Source organism: Nonomuraea sp. NPDC047897 (assembly GCF_043204415.1).
GTDB lineage: Bacteria > Actinomycetota > Actinomycetes > Streptosporangiales > Streptosporangiaceae > Nonomuraea.
On record NZ_JBIDCC010000006.1, the window covers coordinates 159,590 to 180,977 of the forward strand.

23 protein-coding genes are annotated in these 21,388 nt (G+C 74.8%); 10 read left to right on the forward strand and 13 right to left on the reverse strand.

The window, feature by feature from the left end:
- Positions 1-13 precede the first annotated feature (13 nt).
- Positions 14-1,507 carry a TldD/PmbA family protein gene (locus ACGF0J_RS15550; RefSeq protein ID WP_393146104.1) on the reverse strand — a complete coding sequence of 498 codons (1,494 nt, stop codon included), beginning with the start codon at positions 1,505-1,507 and terminating at the stop codon, positions 14-16.
- Positions 1,508-1,584: 77 nt separating this feature from the next.
- Here ACGF0J_RS15550 and fabG point away from each other — a divergent pair, with 77 nt between their 5' ends.
- Positions 1,585-2,280, forward strand: coding sequence for a 3-oxoacyl-ACP reductase FabG (gene fabG / locus ACGF0J_RS15555; protein WP_393146106.1), 696 nt, complete (start codon positions 1,585-1,587; stop codon positions 2,278-2,280).
- A 2-nt stretch (positions 2,281-2,282) separates the two neighbouring features.
- Complete coding sequence (gene fabI / locus ACGF0J_RS15560; RefSeq protein ID WP_393146108.1) at positions 2,283-3,047, forward strand: enoyl-ACP reductase FabI; 765 nt, start codon at positions 2,283-2,285, stop codon at positions 3,045-3,047.
- A 160-nt stretch (positions 3,048-3,207) separates the two neighbouring features.
- Here the strand turns inward: fabI and ACGF0J_RS15565 are convergent, their stop codons facing one another.
- Together ACGF0J_RS15565 and ACGF0J_RS15570 are read right to left on the reverse strand one after the other, a co-directional pair.
- Positions 3,208-4,095, reverse strand: a complete 888-nt coding sequence (locus ACGF0J_RS15565) for a hypothetical protein (RefSeq protein WP_393146110.1) — start codon at positions 4,093-4,095, stop codon at positions 3,208-3,210.
- A gap of 149 nt (positions 4,096-4,244) precedes the next feature.
- Positions 4,245-5,192 (reverse strand): aldo/keto reductase, encoded by a 948-nt coding sequence (locus ACGF0J_RS15570; protein WP_393146112.1) that lies wholly within the window; start codon positions 5,190-5,192, stop codon positions 4,245-4,247.
- Between the two features lie 64 nt (positions 5,193-5,256).
- Between ACGF0J_RS15570 and ACGF0J_RS15575 the strand changes: the two genes are divergently transcribed.
- From ACGF0J_RS15575 to mshC, 5 genes are read left to right on the forward strand one after another with little or no spacing between them, the layout of a single operon-like run.
- The gene (locus ACGF0J_RS15575) at positions 5,257-5,943 is read left to right on the forward strand and encodes an MSMEG_4193 family putative phosphomutase (protein ID WP_393146113.1); all 687 of its coding nucleotides are present in this window, start codon (positions 5,257-5,259) and stop codon (positions 5,941-5,943) included.
- A gap of 9 nt (positions 5,944-5,952) precedes the next feature.
- Positions 5,953-6,501: a DUF3090 domain-containing protein gene (locus ACGF0J_RS15580; RefSeq protein ID WP_393146115.1), complete on the forward strand. Its 549-nt coding sequence runs from the start codon at positions 5,953-5,955 to the stop codon at positions 6,499-6,501.
- The gene (locus ACGF0J_RS15585) at positions 6,498-7,262 is read left to right on the forward strand and encodes an SCO1664 family protein (protein WP_393146117.1); all 765 of its coding nucleotides are present in this window, start codon (positions 6,498-6,500) and stop codon (positions 7,260-7,262) included. The genes ACGF0J_RS15580 and ACGF0J_RS15585 overlap by 4 nt, the downstream gene beginning before the upstream one ends.
- A gap of 23 nt (positions 7,263-7,285) precedes the next feature.
- Positions 7,286-7,945, forward strand: a complete 660-nt coding sequence (locus tag ACGF0J_RS15590; protein WP_393146119.1) for an NRDE family protein — start codon at positions 7,286-7,288, stop codon at positions 7,943-7,945.
- Between the two features lie 10 nt (positions 7,946-7,955).
- Complete coding sequence (gene mshC, locus ACGF0J_RS15595; RefSeq protein WP_393146121.1) at positions 7,956-9,263, forward strand: cysteine--1-D-myo-inosityl 2-amino-2-deoxy-alpha-D-glucopyranoside ligase; 1,308 nt, start codon at positions 7,956-7,958, stop codon at positions 9,261-9,263.
- Between the two features lie 29 nt (positions 9,264-9,292).
- Here mshC and ACGF0J_RS15600 read toward each other — a convergent pair whose 3' ends face one another.
- From ACGF0J_RS15600 to ACGF0J_RS15640, 9 genes are read right to left on the reverse strand one after another with little or no spacing between them, the layout of a single operon-like run.
- Positions 9,293-10,267: a UDP-glucuronic acid decarboxylase family protein gene (locus ACGF0J_RS15600; RefSeq protein ID WP_393146123.1), complete on the reverse strand. Its 975-nt coding sequence runs from the start codon at positions 10,265-10,267 to the stop codon at positions 9,293-9,295.
- The gene (locus ACGF0J_RS15605; protein WP_393146125.1) at positions 10,264-11,148 is read right to left on the reverse strand and encodes a glycosyltransferase family 9 protein; all 885 of its coding nucleotides are present in this window, start codon (positions 11,146-11,148) and stop codon (positions 10,264-10,266) included. Before ACGF0J_RS15605 ends, ACGF0J_RS15600 begins: the two co-directional genes overlap by 4 nt.
- On the reverse strand, positions 11,139-11,813 hold the full coding sequence (locus tag ACGF0J_RS15610) for an SDR family oxidoreductase (RefSeq protein WP_393146126.1): 675 nt from the start codon (positions 11,811-11,813) through the stop codon (positions 11,139-11,141). Before ACGF0J_RS15610 ends, ACGF0J_RS15605 begins: the two co-directional genes overlap by 10 nt.
- A 42-nt stretch (positions 11,814-11,855) precedes the next feature.
- On the reverse strand, positions 11,856-13,190 hold the full coding sequence (locus ACGF0J_RS15615; RefSeq protein ID WP_393146128.1) for a PfkB family carbohydrate kinase: 1,335 nt from the start codon (positions 13,188-13,190) through the stop codon (positions 11,856-11,858).
- Positions 13,187-13,735, reverse strand: coding sequence for an SIS domain-containing protein (locus ACGF0J_RS15620; protein WP_393146130.1), 549 nt, complete (start codon positions 13,733-13,735; stop codon positions 13,187-13,189). Before ACGF0J_RS15620 ends, ACGF0J_RS15615 begins: the two co-directional genes overlap by 4 nt.
- Before the next feature lie 2 nt (positions 13,736-13,737).
- Positions 13,738-14,997, reverse strand: a complete 1,260-nt coding sequence (locus ACGF0J_RS15625) for a glycosyltransferase (protein WP_393146132.1) — start codon at positions 14,995-14,997, stop codon at positions 13,738-13,740.
- Positions 14,994-16,004, reverse strand: a complete 1,011-nt coding sequence (locus ACGF0J_RS15630) for a glycosyltransferase family 9 protein (RefSeq protein WP_393146134.1) — start codon at positions 16,002-16,004, stop codon at positions 14,994-14,996. The genes ACGF0J_RS15625 and ACGF0J_RS15630 overlap by 4 nt, the downstream gene beginning before the upstream one ends.
- A complete protein-coding gene (locus ACGF0J_RS15635) occupies positions 16,001-17,116 on the reverse strand; it encodes a glycosyltransferase (RefSeq protein ID WP_393146135.1) in 1,116 nt (371 codons plus the stop codon). Before ACGF0J_RS15635 ends, ACGF0J_RS15630 begins: the two co-directional genes overlap by 4 nt.
- A complete protein-coding gene (locus ACGF0J_RS15640; RefSeq protein ID WP_393146137.1) occupies positions 17,101-18,744 on the reverse strand; it encodes a carbamoyltransferase in 1,644 nt (547 codons plus the stop codon). The genes ACGF0J_RS15635 and ACGF0J_RS15640 overlap by 16 nt, the downstream gene beginning before the upstream one ends.
- A gap of 195 nt (positions 18,745-18,939) precedes the next feature.
- Here ACGF0J_RS15640 and ACGF0J_RS15645 point away from each other — a divergent pair, with 195 nt between their 5' ends.
- The 3 genes from ACGF0J_RS15645 to ACGF0J_RS15655 are packed head-to-tail and all read left to right on the forward strand — an operon-like array spanning position 18,940 to position 20,801.
- On the forward strand, positions 18,940-19,533 hold the full coding sequence (locus ACGF0J_RS15645; protein ID WP_393146139.1) for a D-glycero-alpha-D-manno-heptose-1,7-bisphosphate 7-phosphatase: 594 nt from the start codon (positions 18,940-18,942) through the stop codon (positions 19,531-19,533).
- A complete protein-coding gene (locus tag ACGF0J_RS15650) occupies positions 19,530-20,462 on the forward strand; it encodes a glycosyltransferase (protein ID WP_393146141.1) in 933 nt (310 codons plus the stop codon). Before ACGF0J_RS15645 ends, ACGF0J_RS15650 begins: the two co-directional genes overlap by 4 nt.
- A gap of 54 nt (positions 20,463-20,516) precedes the next feature.
- Positions 20,517-20,801, forward strand: a complete 285-nt coding sequence (locus tag ACGF0J_RS15655) for a WhiB family transcriptional regulator (protein WP_393146143.1) — start codon at positions 20,517-20,519, stop codon at positions 20,799-20,801.
- On the opposite strand, the gene ACGF0J_RS15660 is transcribed toward ACGF0J_RS15655, so the two are convergent.
- The gene (locus tag ACGF0J_RS15660; RefSeq protein ID WP_393146145.1) at positions 20,737-21,252 is read right to left on the reverse strand and encodes a peptide deformylase; all 516 of its coding nucleotides are present in this window, start codon (positions 21,250-21,252) and stop codon (positions 20,737-20,739) included. The genes ACGF0J_RS15655 and ACGF0J_RS15660 overlap by 65 nt on opposite strands.
- Positions 21,253-21,388 lie beyond the last annotated feature (136 nt).

Sequence of the window (21,388 nt, forward strand, 5' to 3'; positions counted from 1 at the left end):
CCGTCGGTGATGCTCACTTTCCACCCTCCTGCACGGTGTTGAGGATCCGGACGCCCCTGAACAGGGCGGACGGGCAGCCGTGGCTGACCGGCGCGACCTGGCCCGGCTGGCCCTTGCCGCAGTTGAAGGCGCCGCCCAGCAGGTGGGTCTGCGGACCGCCGACCGCCTCCATGGACTGCCAGAAGTCCGTCGTGGTCGCCTGGTAGGCGAAGTCGCGCACCTGCCCGGCCAGCCTGCCGCCCGAGATGCGGTAGGCGCGCTGGCCGGTGAACTGGAAGTTGTAGCGCTGCATGTCGATCGACCAGCTCTTCTCGCCCACGATGTACAGGCCGCGCTCGACGCCGGAGATCAGCTCCTCGGTGGCCGGGCCGCCGGGCGCGGGGGCCAGCGAGACGTTGGCCATCCGCTGCATCGGCATGTGGCCGGGCGAGTCGGCGAAGGCGCAGCCGTTGGACCGGCCGAGCCCCTTCATCAGCGCCATCCGCCGGTCGAGCTGGTAGCCGACCAGGATCCCGTCGCGGACGATGTCGAACGACTGCCCCTGCACGCCCTCGTCGTCGTAGCCGATCGTGGCCAGGCCGTGCTCGACCGTGCGGTCGCCGGTCACGTTCATCAGCGGCGAGCCGTACACCAGCTCGCCCAGCTGGTCGAACGTGGCGAAGCTGGTGCCGGCGTAGGCCGCCTCGTAGCCGAGCGCCCGGTCCAGCTCGGTGGCGTGGCCGATCGACTCGTGGATGGTCAGCCACAGGTTGGACGGGTGGATCACCAGGTCGTGCTCGCCCGCCTCGACCGACGGCGCGGTCAGCTTCTCCGCCAGCAGCTCCGGCAGCTCCGCCAGCTCGGCCGCCCAGTCCCAGCCGGTGCCCGTCAGGTACTCGTAGCCGCGGCCCACCGGCGGCGCGATCGTCGACATGTCGTCGAAGCGCCCGTCGGCCGCCTTCATGGCGTTGAGCCGCGGGTGGACCCGCACCCGCTGCTGGGTGGTGACCGTGCCGGCCGTGTCGGCGTAGAACTTCTGCTCCTTGACCTGGTGCAGCCGGGCCGAGACGTGGTCGGCGCCCTTGAGCAGCCCCGCCGACCAGTCGGCCAGCAGCGCGACCTTGTCGGCCGACGGCACCGTGAACGGGTCCACCTCGTAGGAGGACACCCAGGTCACCTCGCCGTGCACCGGCTCGGGGGCCAGCTCGATCGGCTCGCGGTTGATGGGGGCGCTCACCTCCGCCACCCGCACCGCCTGCTCGGCGACGGCGGCGGCCGCCTGCGGCGTCAGGAGGATGCCGGAGGCGAACCCCCAGGTGCCCCCCTTGACCACGCGCACCGCGTAGCCCAGGTCGTCGGCGTCCATCGCGCCTTCGAGCCGCGTGTCGTAGAGGCTCAGGGTCTCGGCCCTGACCCGTTCGAGCCGGAAGTCGGCATGCTCGGCACCGAGGTCGCGAGCGCGTTGCAGGGCCGCGTCGGCCAGCTGCCGCAGCGGCAGCTCCAGGAAGTCGGGATCGATCTGGCGCATGTCCACGATCCTAACCCTGTGATCTTGTCTCTCCCGGACAACCGCATACCGGTCGGTAGGAGATAGCGTCTGGTGCCATGGCACGCTCTGTTCTCGTCACCGGAGGCAATCGCGGCATCGGCCTCGCGATCGCCCGCGAACTCGCCGCGGCCGGCGACGCCGTCGCCGTCACCTACCGCTCGGGAGAGCCCCCGGAGGGGCTGTTCGGGGTGCGCTGCGACGTCACCAGCACGGCCGACGTCGAGGCCGCCTTCGACAAGGTGGAGGCCGAGCAGGGCCCGGTCGAGGTGCTGGTCGCCAACGCCGGCATCACCAAGGACACGCTCCTGGCCATGATGAAGGAGGAGACCTTCACCGAGGTCCTCGACGCCAACCTCACCGGCGCCTACCGCGTCGCCAAGCGCGCCATCCGGCCCATGATGAAGCTCAAGCGCGGCCGGATCATCCTCCTCTCCTCGGTCGTGGCCCTGTCGGGCTCGGCCGGCCAGACCAACTACGCCGCCTCCAAGGCGGGCCTGATCGGCTTCGGCCGCTCCATGGCCCGCGAGTACGGCTCGCGCGGCATCACGGTCAACGTGGTCGCGCCCGGCTTCGTGGAGACCGACATGACGGCCGGGCTCGACTCCGAGGCCATCGTCAAGAACATCCCGCTCGGCAGGCAGGCCAAGCCGGGCGAGGTGGCCCGCGTCGTCCGCTTCCTGGCCGGCGACGACGCCTCCTACATCACCGGGGCCGTGATCCCCGTCGACGGCGGACTCGGAATGGGGCACTGACCATGGGCATCCTCGAAGGCAAGCGCATCCTCGTCACCGGCGTGCTGACCGACGCCTCGATCGCGTTCTCGGTCGCCAAGCTCGCCCAGGAGGAGGGCGCCACCGTGGTGCTCACCGGCTTCGGCCGGTTGAGCCTCGTCGAACGCATCGCCAGGCGGCTTCCTCGGCAGGCGCCCGTCCTGGAGCTCGACGTCCAGAACACCGAGCACCTCGACACCCTCGCCGCCCGCGTCGGTGAGCACGTCGACGGCCTCGACGGCGTCGTCCACTCGATCGGCTTCGCCCCGCAGACCGCGCTCGGCGGCAACTTCCTCAACACCACGTGGGAAGACGTCTCCACCGCCCTGCACGTGTCCACCTACTCGTTCAAGTCGCTGGCCGTGGCCTGCCTGCCGCTGATGAAGGAGGGCGGCGCCGTCGTCGGCCTCGACTTCGACGCCACCAAGGCGTGGCCGGTCTACGACTGGATGGGCGTCGCCAAGGCGGGCCTGGAGTCGGCCTCCCGCTACCTCGCCCGCGACCTCGGCAAGCAGGGCATCCGGGTCAACCTGGTCGCCGCGGGCCCGCTGCGCACCATGGCCGCGAAGTCGATCCCGGGCTTCAAGGAGTTCGAGGACAGCTGGCCGGAGAAGGCGCCTCTCGGCTGGGACCTGTCCGACACCGTCCCGGCCGCGAAGGCGTGCGTCGCCCTGATGTCCGACTGGTTCCCCGCGACCACGGGCGAGATCGTCCACGTCGACGGCGGCGTCCACGCCATCGGAGCCTGACCGTCCCTCCCGCCGGATGGGCGCCGCACCCGGCAAGGTCCGTCCGCGGCCCCCTCCGGCGCGGGTCCTCCTTCCCGTACGGCCCGCCCGGCGAGGCGCCACCCACGCGCGGGCCGGCCCGCCGTGCGTGGGGACCGGGCGAGCAAGGAGAGGGAGAGGATCAGGCCAGCAGGTGGCGGCCGGCGTTGGCCGGGGCCGGCTCGAAGGGGATCGACTCCGGCTGCTCGACCCGCCGGCGGCGCTGCTGCACGATGCGGGTGGCGGCGATGGCCGAGACGAGCAGCGCGATCGTCAGCGACGTGCCCAGCACGTCGGACGCCGGCGGGCTGGGCCGCACGACCTGCCGGTCGCCCATCGGGAGCCTGAGGTCCTTGACGAGGGGGTTGGGCCACAGCAGGTCGATGCGCGCGTCGTCCGGGTCGGCCGTCGGCTCGTCGGTCACCGGCTCGCCGGCGGGGTCCGCGGTGAGCGTGTGCGGCTCGTTGTGGGGCTGGCGGGGCGTCCCGGTGGGCGGCGTCACGACCGTCTCCTCCCGCACGCGCCGCTCCGTGCGGCCGTCGTCGGTCTCCCGCGGCTCCGGTGAGGTGGAGGGCCGGGGGGCGGAGCCGGAGGACTCGGGCGCGGGGACCGCGGGCTCGCCGGTGCCGCGCCGGTCCGCGGCGCAGGCCAGCACCGGCAGGCACACCTCGGGGAGCGTCTCGGGCAGCAGGGTCGGCTTGGACGTGCCGGGGTCGGCGTCGGCCGCGCGGTCCGGCGTGGCGTCTACGCCGGGCTTGCGGGTGGGGGCCACCTCGCCCACCTTGCCGAGCACCTTGCCCGTCGTGTCGTCGAGGCCGTCGGTGACGGGCTTGAGCTTGTCGCCGGTGAGCGTGTCGACCGTGCCGGTGACCTTGTCGACCGTGTCGCACACCGCGTCGGTCACGCCGCCGAGCAGGCCGCCGCCGCCCGGGCAGTCGCGCACCAGGGCCGCCGAGGCCGGCGGGGCGAGCGGTATCGCCACCAGCGCCACCGCCAGGACCCCAGCCGAGATCGCGGTCCTGCTCCCCATCGGTCTCCTTCCGCATCGCCTGCCAAAGGAAATCTTTACGGACATCGGGCGTGAGAGGCAGGTGTTTCTCGTCAAAGACGCGATCTGGTATGGACTAGTGACACGCGAGGCCGACTCTCGTTCGCCCGGCGCCGTACGGCGGCCGGGCGTCAGTCGGGGGAGGAGACGTCGTCGAGGGCCTCGCGGATCTCGCGCGGCAGCACGACGTCCTCGGCCGCCAGCGCGCCGGCGAGCTGGACGCGGGTCCGGGCGCCGACGATGGCCGCCGCCACCCCCGGCTGGTCGCGCACCCAGGACAGCGCCACCGCCACCGGCGAGACGCCGAGCCCGTCGGCGGCCGTCATCACCGACTCGACCACCCGGCGGCTGCGCTCGTCGAGGTAGGGCCGGACGAAGTCGGCGAAGTGCGGGGTCGCCGCCCGCGAGTCGGACGGGACCCCGGTGCGGTACTTGCCGGTCAGCACCCCGCGGCCGAGCGGCGACCAAGCCAGCACGCCGGCGCCCACGTGCTCGGCGGCGGGCAGCAGCTCCCGCTCGGGCTCGCGGGCCAGCAGGGAGTATTCGGCCTGGGCGGAGGTGATGGGGACACGGCCGGGCACCGCGCGCTGGGTGACCGCCGCCGCCGCGAGCTGCCAGCCGGTGTAGTCGCACACGCCCGCGTAGACGGCGCGGCCGGAGGAGACGATCGCGTCGAGCGCGGCCAGCGTCTCCTCCAGCGGCACCTCCTCGTCGTAGGTGTGCAGCTGCCACAGATCGACGTGGTCGACGCCGAGCCGGGCGAGCGAGGCGTCCACGGCGGCGATCAGGTGGCGGCGGGAGGCGTCGCGCGGCCGGCGGCCCAGCGGGGTCACCACGGCCTTGGTGGAGATCACCAGCTCCGAGCGCGGCACCGAGTCGCGCAGCATCCGGCCGAGGAGCCGTTCGGCCTCGCCGCCGGTGTAGACGTCGGCGGTGTCCACGAGCGTGCCCCCGGCGTCCACGAACGTGCGGAGCTGTGCCGACGCCTCCTCGGCGTCGGTGTCGCGCCCCCAGGTCATCGTGCCGAGCCCCAGGCGGGACACCGAAAGGCCGCTACGGCCGACATAGCGTTGCTGCATGGTCCCGCCAGGTTACCGTCCGGGCCGGTGAAACGCCGTGATCCTCGCCTGCGACACTGGGCCCGTGACGACGCTGCTTCTCGCCCGCCACGGGCTCACCGCGCTCACCGGGCCGGTGCTGGCCGGCCGCATGCCCGGGGTCCACCTGAACGACGCGGGCCGCGCCCAGGCCGCCGCGCTCGCCGGACGCGTCGCGGGCGTCCGGCTGGACGCGATCGTCTCCAGCCCGCTGGAGCGGTGCGTGGAGACTGCGCGGGCGGTCGCGGAGGGCCGCGGCGCGGACGTGGAGATCGACGAGCGGTTCGTCGAGTGCGGCTACGGGCGGTGGACCGGGCGGCCGCTGAAGGAGCTCGCCGAGGACCCGCTGTGGCCGGTCGTGCAGGCCCATCCCAGCGCGGCGACCTTTCCCGGAGGGGAGTCGCTGGCCGACATGCAGCACCGGGCGGTGGCCGCGGTCCGCGACTGGAATCACCGTCTCGGGGAGAAGGCTGTCTACCTGGTGTGCAGCCACGGAGACGTGATCAAGGCGATCGTGGCCGACGCGCTCGGCCTGCACCTCGATCACTTTCAGCGGATAACTGCTGATCCGGCAGCTCTCACCGTCATTCGCTATACGCCCCTGCGTCCCTTTCTCAGCAGGCTTAACGATATGGGGCAATTGCGGCTGCCCGAGGATTCGGAGGAGAAAGACGGGGGAGAAAACATCACCGGGAGCGATGCCGCCGTCGGCGGTGGACCCGGGACCACGTAAGGTCAGGCTATGCCGGTCTTCGACTACGACCCACCGGAGAGGTTCGTGGCCGGTGCCCTGGGGCAACCGGGCGCCCGAGCCTTCTTTCTGCAGGCCAGAGCCGAGGGCAGACTCACCACGGTCGCGCTGGAGAAACTCCAGGTCGCCGCACTCGCGGGCAGGCTGGACGAGCTGCTCGACGAGGTGCTGCGCCGCAGCGGCGGCACCGCCCACGTGCCCGCCATGGCGCCCGCCGACCTGACCGACGACGCCCCCCTCGACGTGCCGCTGGCGGAGGACTTCCGGGTCGGCACCATGGCGCTGGCCTGGGACCCGGAGACGTCGCAGGTGGTGATCGAGGCGCAGGAGATGGTCGACGACGAGGATCTCGAAGCGCCGGAGCCGGCCGTGCTCCGGGTGCGCATCAGCGCGGGGGCCGCGCGGGCGTTCACCCAGCGCGCGCTGCGGCTCGTCGCGGCCGGCCGGCCACCGTGTCCCCTGTGCGGGCAGCCGCTCGACGCCGAAGGGCACGTCTGCGTGCGACTCAACGGATATCGCGGGGGTGAGGCGGCTTCATGAGCGCGCCGGAGAGCGAGCCGGTCGTGAGGCCCTCGCACGCGCCGGTCATGGACGACGACAGGGCGCTCCGACTGCTGCGCGACGGGCGACTGGAGGTGGCGGGCCGCCTGGTGGAGGCGACCAACATGACCCTCTACTGCTCCGTCACCCTCGGGGAGCGCACCGCCGCCTGCGTCTACAAGCCCGTCCGTGGCGAGCGGCCGCTGTGGGACTTCCCCGACGGCACCCTCGCCGCCCGCGAGGTGGCCGCGTTCGAGGTGTCCCAGGCCACCGGGTGGCGGATCGTCCCGCCGACGGTCTACCGCGACGGCCCGTTCGGACCCGGCATGTGCCAGCTGTGGATCGACACCGAGCGCGAGATCGACCTCATGCGGCTGGTGCGCAGCCGCAACCCGGTGGTGCGCCGGATGGCGGTCTTCGACGCCATCGTCAACAACGCCGACCGCAAGGGCGGCCACCTGCTGCCGCTGCCCACCGGCCACGTCTACGGCGTCGACCATGGCGTCTGCTTCGCCACCGAGGACAAACTGCGCACCGTGCTGTGGCAGTGGCGCGGCAAGCCGCTGTCCCGCGAGGCGGTGGGCGTGCTCGCCAAGCTCGAACGCGACCTGGAGGCGGGCGAGCTCGGCCGCAGGTTGCGTGAGCTGCTCGCGCCGGCCGAGGTGGAGGCCACCTGGCACCGGGTGCGGCGGCTGCTCGACACCGGCGTCCATCCGTACCCGTCCGAGGACTGGCCGGCCATCCCCTGGCCACCCATCTGATCGGGTTCACTACGCTTTGCCTCATGTGCACCGTGATCGTGAGAACGGGGCCGCCGCTCACCCTGCTGGGCGTGCGCGACGAGTACACCGACCGCCCCTGGGAGGCGCCGGGCGAGCACTGGCCCGCACACCCGGGCCTGCTCGGCGGGCGCGACCTCAAGGCCGGCGGCACCTGGCTCGCCGTCCACCCGGCCGCCCACCGCGCCGCGGCGCTGCTCAACGGCCACGGCACCCCCGCCCCCGAGGCCGTCAGGACCTCCCGCGGCGACCTGGCCCTGCACGCCGCAGCCACCGGTGACCTGCCCGGCCCCGACCTGACCCGCTACGACCCGTTCCACCTCGTGCTCGCCGAGCCGGGACGGGCACGCCTGGCCAGCTGGGACGGCACCCGGCTGACCACCGCCGACCTGCCCGACGGCACCAGCATGATCGTCAACACCGGGCTGGACCCGGCCCACCCGCGGGTGGCCGCCCACCTGCCCCGCTTCGCCGCCGCCCCGACGGCCGGCGCCTGGCGCGAACTGGTCGTCGGCGAGCCGTCCGGAGCCCCCGAGGCGCTCCTCGTCCGCCACGGGACACCCGATGGCCGCGTCTTCGCCTCGCTGTCGGTCATGCGCGTCACGCTGGACACCGACGGTGTGACCTACGACTTCACCGACCTGACAGCCGACCGGGACAGATAGGCTCAAAACTATGAGATCGTGGTCCGCCCCGAACATCCCCGACCTGCCCGGCGCCGGCGTCCCGCTGCGGCTCCACGACACCGCCACCGGGCAGGTGCGCCAGACCGACCCGGGTCCCACCGCGAGGCTGTACGTCTGCGGCATCACCCCGTACGACGCCACCCACCTGGGCCACGCCAACACCTACCTCGCCTTCGACCTGGCGGGCCGCGTCTGGCGCGACAACGGGCACGAGGTGCACTACACGCAGAACACCACCGACGTCGACGACCCGCTGCTCGAACGCGCCCGGCAGACGGGCATCGCCTGGCAGGACCTCGCCGAGCGGGAGATCGAGCTGTTCCGCGGCGACATGGAGGCGCTGCGCATCGTGCCGCCCCGCGAGTACGTCGGCGTCACCGAGGTGATCGACCGGGTCGCCGAGCTGATCACGGCGCTGCGCGCCAAGGGCGTCACCTACGAGCTCGACGGCGACGTCTACTTCAGCTCCGCCGACGCCCCCAAGTTCGGCGAGGTGTCCGGCTACGACGAGACGCTGATGCGCGACCTGTTCGCCGAGCGCGGCGGCGACCCCGACCGGCCCGGCAAGCGCCACCCGCTCGACTGGCGGCTGTGGCAGGCCGAACGGCCGGGCGAGCCGTCATGGGAGTCGCCGCTGGGCCGCGGCCGTCCCGGCTGGCACGTCGAATGCACCGCCATCGCGCTCGACTACCTGGGCGCCGGGTTCGACGTGGCGGGCGGCGGCTCCGACCTGATCTTCCCCCACCACGAGTGCGGCGCCTCCGAGGGGCACGCCGCCACCGGCGAGTGGCCGTTCGCCAAGTCGTACACGCATGCCGGCATGGTGGCCCTCGACGGCGAGAAGATGTCGAAGTCGCGCGGCAACCTCGTGTTCGTCTCCAAGCTGCGCGCGGAGCACCACCCGATGGCGGTGCGGCTCGTGCTGCTGGCCCACCACTATCGCGCCGACTGGGAGTACACCCCCGACCAGCTTGCGGCCGCCGAGCGGCGGCTGGCCCGCTGGCGCGCGGCGGTGGCCCTGCCTGCCGCCCCGCCGGCCGGCGACGTGCTGGCACGGGTGCGCGAACGGCTCGCCGACGACCTCGACGCGCCGGGGGCGCTGGCCGTCATCGACGCCTGGGTCGACCGGGCGCTCGCCACCGGCACGGCTCCCGGCGGCGCCCAGGCGGACGCGCGGACGGACACCGCCGCGGCCGCGGCCGCGGCCGCGGGCACGGGCACGGGCACAGGCACGGATACGGGCGCGCCCGGACTGGTCCGCGACCTGGCCGACGCCCTGCTCGGGGTGGCCCTCTAGGGCGAGCGGGATCAAGACCTGCCGGTTCCCTAGCGGACCGCGTCGGGCGCCCAGTGGTCCAGGCGCTGCCGGCGCGACAGCTCGTCCACGAACCACGCGATGGTCCGGCGCAGCCCCTCGGCCGCCGGCACCACCGCCCGCCAGCCGAGCCGTTCGGCGGCCAGCGACGTGTCGGGCCGGCGCACCATAGGGTCGTCGGGCGGCCGTTCGACGAACTCGATCGGCGACGACGACCCGGTCAGTTCCTTGATCAGCGTCGCCAGCTCCAGCATGGTCAGCTCGTCCGGGTTGCCGATGTTCACCGGCCCGGCGAAGTCGCTCGCGGCCATGGCGAGGATGCCCGACACCGTGTCGTCCACGTAGCAGACGGAGCGGGTCTGCGAGCCGTCACCGGTGACGGTGATCGGCTCGCCCAGCAGCGCCTGACGGACGAAGGTCGGGATCGCCCGCCCGTCGAAGGGGCGCATCCGCGGCCCGTACGTGTTGAAGATCCGCACGATGCCGGTGTCGGTGCCGCGCGACTGCCGGTAGGCGGTGGTCAGCGACTCTGCGAAGCGTTTGGCCTCGTCGTAGACGCTGCGCGGGCCCACCGGGTTGACGTTGCCCCAGTACGACTCCCGCTGCGGATGCTCCAGCGGGTCGCCGTACACCTCGCTCGTCGAGGCCAGCACGAACCGGGCGCCCTTCTCGCGCGCCAGCCCCAGCGCGTGCAGGGTGCCGGTGCTGCCGACCCGCAGCGTCTCGATCGGGTAGCGCAGGTAGTCGGCGGGTGAGGCGGCCGAGGCGAAGTGCAGCACCAGGTCGAGCCGGTCGGGCACGTGCACGAACCCGGTCAGGTCGCACTCGATGATCCGGAACGCCGGCCGGTCGATGAGGTGCTCGACGTTGCGCGGCCCGCCGGTGAGGAAGTTGTCCATGCAGATGACTTCCGCCCCCTGGTCGAGCAGCCGTTCGCACAGGTGCGAGCCGAGGAACCCCGCCCCGCCGGTGACCAGCGCTTTCATGAGATGACCTCCAGTGCGGCCTCGACGACTTCGGACACTTCGATCTTGAGCAGGCCGGGGTCGACCCGCCGGCCGTGCGGGTCGCCGTGCAGCCCGGCCCACAGGGCGACGTGCCGCCGGCCCGGCGGCGGCCCCCACCGGGCCGGCGGGACCGGCCCGAACAGCACCACCGACGGCACGCGAAACGCGGTCGCCAGGTGCGCCACCCCGGTGTCGCCGGACACCACCAGCCGGGCCCGGCCCACCAGCTCGACGAGTCCCGCCAGGCCGGTACGGCCCGCCAGCACGCGGTCCGGCGGCAGCCCGGCCAGCTCGGCGACCTGCCGCGCGATCCCGGCCTCCGCGGCGGAGCCGGTGACGACCACGTCGTGCAGGGCGTCGTCCAGGACGGCGGCCACCTGCGCGAACCGCTCCGGCGGCCACCGCCGCGCCGGGAAGGCCGCGCCGGGATGGACGACCACGGGCCCCGACCGGTCGGAGACGCCCAGCGTCAGATCGTCCGGGTCGGCCCTGACACCGTGCCACTCGAGCAGGTCGCACCAGCGGCGCACCTCGTGCACCCGCTCCGGCCAGGCCGGGCCGGACCCGTAGCTGATCAGCCGGTCCGGCCGGGTGGCGCGCAGCGCCGCGACGCTCTGCGGGCCGCGCCCGTGCAGGTTCACCGCGACGTCCGGCCGGTCGAACGGCACCGGTCCGGGCCCCGACACGTCGATCTGGTCGTCCACCGCGCCGATCAGCGGCATCAGCGCCGCCAGCGAGGCGGGCGCGGCGATCGTGACACGGTGGCAGGGGAACGCCCGGCGCAGGGCGCGCAGCGCGGGCACGGCCGTGAGCAGGTCGCCCAGCCCCAGCCCGCGCAGCGCCAGCAGCTCTAGGGCCATGACGTCTCCGTCGAGGGGCAGACGACGAGTTCCCTGACCTCGCAGCCGGGCGGCTGGCTGAGCGCGAACACCACGGCCCGCGCCACGTCGGCGGGGTCGTTCAGGCCCGCCTCGGGGCCCGGCCGGTACTGTTCGGGCCGGCCGTCGAAGAAGGGCGTCCGCATCCCCCCGGGAACCAGCAGCGTCACCCCGATCTCGCCGCGCGTCTCCACGGCCAGCGCCCGGCTGAACCCGACCACGCCGAACTTCGACGCGCAGTAGGCCGTCGCGTCGCTCAGCGGGCGCAGCCCCAGCGTCGAGGCGCAGGTGACCACCGTGCCGCGGGTCCGTCTCAGGTACGGCAGCGCCGCCCGCACCACCGAGACCGTGCCCAGCAGGTTGACCATGACGACCCGGTCCCAGTCGGCGGCCGGGACCTCGTCCAGCCGCCCGCAGGCGTCGATGCCCGCTGCCGTGACGACGCCGTCGAGCCCGCCGGCCCGCTCGGCCAGCTCCCGCACGGCCCGCTCGGCCTGCCCGCGGTCGGCCAGGTCGGCGAGCTCGTGCTCGACGTCCCGGCCGGGGGCGCGCACGTCCACGACGAGCGGCCGCCAGCCCTCCTTGCGCACGGCCTCGACCGTGGCCAGGCCGAGCCCGGACGCGCCGCCGGTGATCAACACGTTCATTGGATACCTCCGAGGAAACCCCCTCTTACGAGGGGGAGGACGTCAACGGATCTCCCTGATGAGATTGGTCGTCGATCGGCCCGGCAGGCTGCTCAGCACCACGGTCTCGGCGCCGAGCCTGTCGAGCACCTCCGATTCGGGCAGCAGGCCGCCCTCGTAGTCGCCGCCCTTCACCCACACGTCGGGCCGCAGCAGCTCGATCGCCGCGGCCGGGGTGTCCTCGTCGAACACGAGCACGGCGTCCACGCAGAACAGCGCCCTGAGCACCTCGACCCGGTCGCGGACGTCCACGATCGGCCGGGTGGGCCCCTTGAGGCGGCGTACGGAGTCGTCGGAGTTGACGCACACCACGAGCGCGTCGCCGAGGGCTCGCGCCCGGCGCAGGAGACTCACGTGCCCGGCGTGCAGCAGGTCGAAACAGCCGCCGGTGGCGATGAGCCGCCCGCCCCGCGCGCGGGTCAGCTCGGCCACCTCCAGCGCGGTGCGCGGCCGGTCGCCCAGCTTCTGCTCCGCGATCCGGACGGCGGCGGCCCCGCCGCGCTCCACGAACCGCGACGCCTCGCCCACGCCGACCGTGACCGCCTCCTCCACGTCCGCGCCGTCGCGCAGGGCGAGCGCCGCCGCGCCGGCGAAGCGGTCCCCGGCGCCGCACACGTCATGCCCGGACGCCGACACCGGCGCCGGCACGTGCGTCAGCGCCCCGCCCTCGCGGGCCAGGGTCGCGCCGCGCCCGCCGAGCGTGACGGCCACCGCGCGGGCGCGCAGCGACCGCAGCAGCCGGCGGGCCGCCTGGTCGGCGCTCTCGTACGGGCCGTCGCACAGCCGCCGCGCCTCGGCCTCGCTCGGCGTCAGCAGCGCGCAGCCGGGCAGCGGCTCCGCGCCCCGCGGGTGCGGGTCCCACACGACGGGCACCGTCACGCCGCGCAGCAGCTCGCGCGCCACCCGCGCCACGCCCCGGCCGTAGTCCGACACCAGCACCGCGCCGGCCCGCCGGATCGCGTCGGCCGCCGCCGCGCCGGCGGCGTAGCCGGCCCGGCCGTCCCCGGCGTCGATCCTGACCAGCGTCTGCCCCCTGGCGCGGACCCGCGTCTTGCGCACGGTCCCGCCGCGCAGCGGCAGCCGCGCAAGGTCCACCTCGCCGGCCAGCAGCCCGCACAGCCGGTGGCCCGCCGGGTCGTCGCCGAGGGCGGTCACCAGCACCACCTCGGCACCGTCGCGGGCGGCCAGCAGCGCCGCCAGCCCCGCCCCGCCGGGGCGGGCATGCTCCGCCTCGACGTCCACCACCGGGACGGGGGCGTCCGGGCACAGCCGTTCGCTGCCGCCCTCGATGTCCACGTCCAGCAGCGTGTCGCCGACCACCACCAAGGGCCCCGTCACAGCGCCTCCTCGACCGCGTCGCACAGCAGGTGGACCAGCGCCAGGTGCACCTCCTGCACCGTGGCGGCCTCCCCGGCCGGGACGGCGACCACCTCGTCGCACAGGCCGGCCAGCGGGTTCGGCGCCGGGCCGGTCAACGCCCAGGCCAGCAGCCCGCACGCGCGGGCGGCCCGCGCCGCGGCGAGCACGTTGCCGCTGCGGCCGCTGGTCGACAGGCACATCAGCACGTCGCCCTCCCTGCCGTGCGCGCGCACCTGCCGGGCGTACACCTCCTCGGCGCCGTAGTCGTTGCAGATCGCCGTCAGCGAGGAGGTGTCGGCGTGCAGCGCGATCGCCGCGTACGGCCGGCGGTCGGCCCGGAACCTGCCGACCAGCTCGGCCGTCAGATGCTGCGCCTCCGCGGCCGAACCCCCGTTGCCGCAGGCCAGCAGCCGGCCGCCGGCGCCCAGGATGCCGGCCAGTTTGCCGCCCCAGGCGCGCACCACGGCCGCGTGGTCGTCGACCCTGGTCAGGGCCGTGCGCAGCTTGTCCAGATGAGCGTCCATGGCTACCCTCCCAGCGCGGCGAGGCGGCACAGCTTGCCGTCGATCACCTGCGTGTACACGGCCTCGGTCTGCTCGGCCACGCGCGGCCAGCCGTACCTCTCGCGGGCCCGGCGCGCCCCCGCGGCGCCCAGTTCCCGGCGCCTGGCCGGGTCGTCCAGCAGCTCGCGCAACGCCCGCGCCAGCGCGCGGGGCCTGCGCGGCGGCACCAGCACGCCGCAGCCGGCCACCGTGTCCAGGTGCCCGCCGACGGCGGAGGCGACGACCGGCACGCCGCAGGCCATCGCCTCGACCGGCACCATGCCGAACGGCTCGTACCAGGGCACGGTCACCACCACGTCGGCGGCCCGCATGAGCGCCGGCACCCGCTCGCGCGGCACGCTGCCCACGACGCGGACCCGGCCGGCCACGCCGCACCGGGCGGCCAGCTCGCGCAGCCGGACCGCCTCGTCGTCGTCCGGGCTGCCGCCGGCGATCACCAGCTCGACGCCGGGCAGCGCCCGCAGCGCCTGGACGACCGTGTCCACGCCCTTGCGCGGCACCAGCCGGCCGATGCTCAGCACCAGCGGCGACCGCGTGCCCGCCGGGCGCGGCGCACCCGGCCCGTACGCCCCGTCCGGCGCGTCTGGCCCGTCCGGTGCGTCTGGGCCGTCCGGCGCGTCTGGGCCGTCCGGCCGGAACAGCTCCAGATCCACCCCGCACGGCACGACCGCGATGCGCTCCTCGGGCACGCCCATCGCGCGCAGCTCGCCGACCTCGTCGCCGCAGGTCGCCAGCACCGCGTCGGCGCGCCGGCCGATCCGCCGCTCGGTCTCGACGCGGTGCGGCGGGCTGGTGTCGGCACGCCCCTGCCAGCGCCGCTTGACGGTGCCCAGCGCGTGAAACGTCTGCACCATGGGCACGCCGCCGCGGGCCAGCAGGGCCGCCTGCCCGCTCATCCAGAAGTGCGCGTGCACGACGTCGGGCCGGTCCGCCGCCCACCGCGCGGCCAGCCGCTCGGTGAACTCCGGCATGTACGGCGGCAGCTCGTCCTTCGGCACCGGCGCGGCCGGCCCGGCCGGCACGTACTCGACGGTCACGCCGGGAGCCAGGACGGCCGTGCGGGGCCGGCCCGGATCCCAGCGCCGGGTGTGCACCACGACGGTGTGCCCGCGGGCCCCGAGCCAGGTGGCCAGCGCCGCGACGTGGACGTTCTGCCCGCCCGCGTCGACGCCGCCGATCGCGGCCAGCGGATCGGCGTGTTCGGAGATCAGCGCGATCTTCACTGCATCAGCTCCCTCACTGCCTTGACCACCTGCTCGCTGGTCACCTGCGCCAGGCACGGGTGGCCCGGCACCGGGCACAGGCGGGCCCGCGACCCGCGGCACGGCGCGTCCTGATCGCCGAGCAGCACGGCCGGCACCCGGTACGGGGCCCATCGCGCGGCCGGCACGACCGGGGCGAACAGGCTCACCACCGGCGTGCCGACCGCGGCGGCGAGGTGCGCCGGGCCGGTGTTGCCGGACACGAGCACCCCGGCGCCCGCCACGACCGCCGCCAGCTCGCCGAGCGTGGTCCGCCCGCCGAGGTCCAGGCCCGCCTCGCCGGCGACGAACGCGGTCAGCTCCCGCTCGGTGCCGGTCACGACCACCCGGTGCCCGTCCTCGGCCAGCTCGCGGACGGCCTGCCGGTGGCGCTCGGCCGGCCACGTCCGCGCCGGCGCCGACGCCCCCGGGTGGACGACCACGTACGGGCGGCCCGCCAGGCCGAACCGGGCGACGTCCGGCAGCGGCCGGCGTACGGCCAGCGCGCCGTCGTCGCCCGGCGGCGGCTCGAATCCGGCGGCCACGGCCAGGGCCAGCATCCGCTCGGGCTCCGGCACGTCCACGTCCTCGTCCACGACGTGCCGCACGTCCAGCAGCGAGCCGGGGTAGTCGTTGCTGATCGCGGCGATCCGGCCCACCCCGGCCAGCCGCAGCAGCAGCGCCAGCGGCAGCGCCGACTGGTGGAACGAGGTGAGGATCACCGCCTCGTCGATCCCGGCCAGCTCGGCGACCAGGTCGGCGACGGCGGCGGCGGACACGGGCGGCGCCGGGTGGGCGATCCACGGGGCCCGCCACACGACCACCCGGTCCACGCCGGGCAGCAGCTCCGCCGCGGCCCTGCCGTTGGGGCCGGCCAGCATCGTCACCTCCCGCGCGTGGGCGGCGACGGCCCGCACGGCCGGTCCGGCCAGCAGCACGTCCCCGGCGTCGTCCAGCCGCGCGACCAGCACCCGCCCCCGCACGCTCATCGCCGTACCTCCCATTCGCCGCGCAGCCGGTGCGCGCAGGCGACCGGCGGGATCAGCACGCTGGTGACGACCATCCGCAGCACCTCGCGCGGCGTGCGCGGGCCGGGCGCGATGCGCGCCCAGGCGAACTCGGCGGCCATCGCCGCCCACCCGGCGCCGGCGAGCGCCACCGCCCACCGCAGGGCCGCCCCCGGCGCCCCCCGCACGTCCCGCACTCCGGGCACCCCGCGCTCTCCGGGCACCCCGCGCTCTCCGGGCACCCCGCGCTCTCCGGGCACCCCGCGCTCTCCGGGCACCCCGCGTACTCCGGGCGCCCCCCGCACCTCCGGCGTCCGGCGCGAGCCGAGCAGGGACGCCAGGCCGAGGGCCGTGGCGGCCAGCGCGAGGCCCGTCGTGACGGTGTGCCGCCGCAGCCGGCCCCGGCCGCCGCCGATCGCCTCCCGCCACGCCGCCCCGTGCAGCCGCCGCATCAGCGCGTCGTCGGCGTTGCCCCGCTGGAAGCGCACGCTCGCCCAGAACCCGTCGTCGCGCACCGGGTGCACGCTCACCCGTTCCCCCCGCACCAGCCGGTGCCCCGCCGCCCTGACCCGCAGCGCCAGGTCGGCGTCCTCCCGGTAGGCGCGGGGGAACCGCTCGTCGAACCCGCCCGCCTCCTCCAGCGCGGCCCGCCGGTAGGCGATGTCCGCGGTGATCCACTCCGCCTGCGCCAGGCCCGCCGTGTTCCGCTCGGCGTCGGTCGGCCTGCGTCCGGCCGGCAGCGGCACCTCGATCCGGCCCTGACTGCCCGCCACCTCCTCCGGCAGCCCAGCGAGGTCCGTCAGCAGCGCCGCGTACCAGCCGGGCGCGGGCACCACGTCGTCGTCGAGGAACGCCACCCAGGGGGTGCCGGCCGCCCGCCAGCCCGCGTTGCGCGCGGCCGCAGGCCCCCGGCCGCCCGACCGGACCACGCGTACGTGCCCCGGCACCCGCAGGCCGGGCCGCCCGGGCGGCCGGTCGTCGGCGACGACGACCGGCACGTCGCCGCCCAGCGCCGCGAGCGTCGCCCGCAGCGACGGCCGGCCGACCGTGGGGATCACCACGGTGACCGGCCCGCCCGTCAGCCCGCCGGACACGAGCCGAACACCTCCCCCCGCCGCACCAGGTACGGCCCGAGGGCCAGCACGTCCACCGGCGAGGAGCCGAAGCACTCCAGGGCGTCGCGCGGGTCGTCCACCATGGGCCGCCCCGCCGTGTTGAGGCTCGTGTTGACCAGCACCGGCAGTCCCGTCCGCGCCTCGAACGCGGTCAGCACGCGGGCCAGCAGCGGCTCCGACTCCGGCGTCACCGTCTGCACGCGCGCGGTGCCGTCCACGTGCACCACCGCCGGGATGCGCGCCCGCCAGTCCGGGCGCACGTCGTGCACGAACAGCATGTACGGCGACGGCAGCGGCCCCCGGCCGAAGATCTCCGCGGCCCGGTTGGCGAGCACCATCGGCGCGATCGGCCGGAACTGCTCCCGCCCCTTGACGTCGTTGAGTCGCTCGGTGTTGCGGGCGTGCCCCGGATGGGCGAGCAGCGACCGGCGGCCGAGCGCCCGCGGCCCGTACTCCGACCGGCCCTGGAACCAGGCCACGATCCGGTCGGCGGCCAGTTCCGCGGCGACCGCGCCGGCCAGGTCGGCCGGCCGGGTGTGCGGCACCCGCGCCACGTCCAGCCAGACGCCCAGCTCCTCATCGGTGAAGCCGCGCCCCAGATCGGCGCCCGGCATCGGCGCGGGCCGGTCGCCGCAGGCCTGCGCCAGGTGCAGCGCGCCGCCCAGCGCGGTGCCCGAGTCGCCCGCCGCGGGCTGCACCCAGATCTCGTCGAACGGCCCCTCGGCCAGCAGGCGCGTGTTGGCGACGCAGTTGAGCGCCACCCCGCCCGCCAGCGCCAGCCGCCGCTCGCCGGTCCGCTCGTGCAGCCACCGGACCAGCTCCAGCAGCACCTCCTCCAGCCGCGCCTGCACGCTGGCCGCCAGGTCGGCGTGGTCGTCCGTCCACGGCCGGCCCCTGTCCAGGGCCTTGGCGTAGGAGTTCCAGTCGATCGGCTCGACGCGGAACCCGCCGTCCGGCGTGGTGCGGATCAGTTCCCGCAGCGCCTCCAGGTGCCGGGGCCGGCCGTAGGAGGCCAGCGCCATCACCTTGTACTCGTCGCTGGAGCGCAGGAACCCCAGGTGCTCGGTCACGTCCTCGTACATCAGGCCGAGCGAGTGAGGCAGCTCCTGCGCGGCCAGCACCTCCAGCTCGCCGTCACGGTAGCGCCCCGCCAGGTGGGAGACGTTCTCGCCGCGCCCGTCGCACACCAGCACCGCGCAGTCCCGGTACGGCGAGGCCAGCCCGGCCGAGGCGGCGTGCGCCACGTGGTGCGGCACGAACCGCACCCGGGCCGGGTCGAGCCCGGGCAGCGCCGTGGCCAGGAACAGGGGAGCGCGCTCGGCGTACGTCGTGCGCAGATCCTCCCAGTCGCCGTCGGGCCGCCGCCGCACCAGCGACGGGTCGTAGGAGTAGGCGACCGCGTCGATGTCCTCCGGGTCGAGGCCCGCCTCGCGCAGGCACCAGGCCGCCGCCTGCTCGGGCAGCTCCCAGGCGGAGAAGGCCAGCGGCCGCTTGCCGTGCTTGCGGCGGCTGAACCGTTCCTCCTCCGCCGCGGCGACGACGTGCCCGTCGGCCACCAGAGCGGCGGCGGGGTCGTGGAAGATCGCGTTGATGCCGAGAAATCTCATCCGGTCCCTCCCCCTGCGGGTAGGAGAAGCGCTACCGAGAGAAGCGGCTCTCAAACCTGCCCCATGCCGCCCACATGCGGAAACGCGTTGCCGGCTCGGCACTTGCTCACGTTGAGTAGTTGTTTGCAGGGGGGTCGGACGGGTAGCTGGCGGACGGCTCGACGGAGCCGCGCAAGGCGCTCGCGGAGGTGGAAGGTGTACGAACGACGACGTCCCGGTGCCGTGCTGTTCGACCGTGACGGGACCCTCATCAGGGACGTCCCGTACAACGGTGACCCGGACCGGGTGGAGCTCATGCCCGGAGCCGCCGAGGCGCTGGCGCGGCTACGCCGGGCCGACGTGCCGGTGGCCGTCGTCACCAACCAGTCGGGCGTGGCCAAGGGCCTCATCTCGCCCGACGACATGGACCAGGTCAACGCCCGCGTGGAGGAGCTGCTCGGCCCGTTCGACGCGTGGGCGATCTGCGTCCACGACGACGTCGACGGCTGCACCTGCCGCAAGCCGGCGCCCGGCCTGGTGATCAGGGCGGCGGCGGTGCTGGACGTCAGCCCGCGCGACTGTGTCGTGGTGGGCGACATCGGCCGCGACATGGAGGCCGCCCGGGCGGCCGGCGCGCGCGGCATCCTGGTGCCCACCGAGGTGACCCGCCCGGAGGAGGTCGAGCAGGCGCCCGAGGTGGCGGCCGACCTGACCGACGTGGCCGACCGCGTGCTGAACGACCTGGAGGCCGCCACCCCGGTCGGCGCGGGCGCCCGCTGGTCGCGGGCGATGGGCTGGAGTCGCTGGTGAGGGTCCTGCTGTGGCACGTGCACGGCTCGTACACCGGCGCCTTCGTGCGCGGCGCCCACGACTACGTGCTGCCGCTCGTCCCCGGCCGGGGCCCGGACGGGCGGGGCAGGGCGCGGACGTTCGACTGGCCCGCGGCCGCCCGCGAGGTGCCGTTCGACCGGCTGCGCGGCGAGCCGGTCGACGTGGTCGTCTACCAGCGCCCGCACGAGATCGAGCTGGCGCGTGAGTGGCTCGGCCGCGACGTGCCCGGCGTCTACGTCGAGCACAACACCCCGGCCGGCGACGTGCCGCGCACCCGTCACCCGCTGGCCGGCCGCGACGACGTCACGCTCGTGCACGTCACCCACTTCAACGAGCTGTTCTGGGACAACGGCCGGGCGCCCACCCGGGTGATCGAGCACGGCGTCCCCGACCCCGGCCACCTCTACACCGGTGAGCTGCCCCGGGCCGGCGTGGTGGTCAACGAGCCGGTGCGGCGCACCCGGGTGGCCGGCACCGACCTGCTGCCGCGCTTCGCCGCGCGGGTGCCGCTCGACGTGTTCGGGATGCGGGTGACCGGCCTGCCGTACGGCACGCACGAGGACCTGCCGCAGCACGTCATGCACGCCGAGCTGGCGCGCAGGCGCGTCTACCTGCACCCCTACCGGTGGACGTCGCTCGGGCTCGCGCTCGTCGAGGCCATGACGCTCGGCATGCCGGTCGTCGCCCTGGCCACCACGGAGGCGGTCGAGGCGGTGCCGCCGGAGGCCGGGGTCATCTCGACCGACGTGGACAGGCTCGTGCGGGCGCTGGCGGACTTCGCCGCCGACCCCGAGCGCGCCGCGCAGGCCGGGAAGGCGGCGCGGGCGGCGGCGCTGGCCCGCTACGGGCTGGACCGCTTCCTCACCGATTGGGATCGGCTACTTTCGGATGTATCCGCAGGTAGCTAGGGTATGTCCGTAATGGCGGTATGACTCGCGGAGACGCGGGTAGGGCAGGTGGCCATGATGATGCTCGACTGGTCGCGCAGGGCGGCCTGCCAGACCATGGACCCGGAGCTGTTCTTCCCGATCACCCTCGAAGGACCGGGGCGTGACCAGGTCGAACGCGCCAAGGCGGTCTGCCGGGGATGCCCCGTGCGGCAGCCCTGCCTCGACTACGCCATCGACACCCGGCAGATGAACGGCGTCTGGGGCGGCACCGACCCCGCACAACGCCGATCCCTCACCCCGATGGTGCGGCAGCGGCCAGAAACCGTGCCCGCTCCTCCTCGTCCAGGTGGTCGCTGAACAGCACGCCGTCCAGATGGTCGCACTCGTGCTGCAGCACCCTCGCCAGCACGCCCAGCCCCCGCACCACGACGGGCTTGCCGAACATGTCCCGGCCGCGCGCCGTCACCATGTAGGCCCGCTCCAGCGGCCACCACACGCCCGGCGCCGACAGGCACGCCTCGTCGGCCGTCACCCGCCGCTCCGACAGCTCCAGCCGCGGGTTGACCAGATGCCCCGCCCTGCCCTCGTAGGCGTAGACGACCACGCGCAGCGGCACCCCGAGCTGCGGCGCCGCCAGGCCCGCGCGTCCCGCGCCCGCCCGCAACGTCGCCGTCAATGACTTGACCAGGCCGCGCAGCTCGCGGTCGAAGTCCCGCACGGGCTCCGCCACGGCACGCAGCGCCGGATCGCCGAACATCCGAATCGGCCGGACCGTCACCGCACCTCCCCGATAGGCCGTCTCGATCATCCCGCACCTTCCCGCGCCTCCGGCCGGCCAACCGCGGGGACCGACGGTTGTAGCACAGCGGTAACAGCAGGGACCCAGCGGCGAAACGGCCCGAAAGCAGGATCGATCCCGTGATCTCACTTCCGGTTCCCGTGCC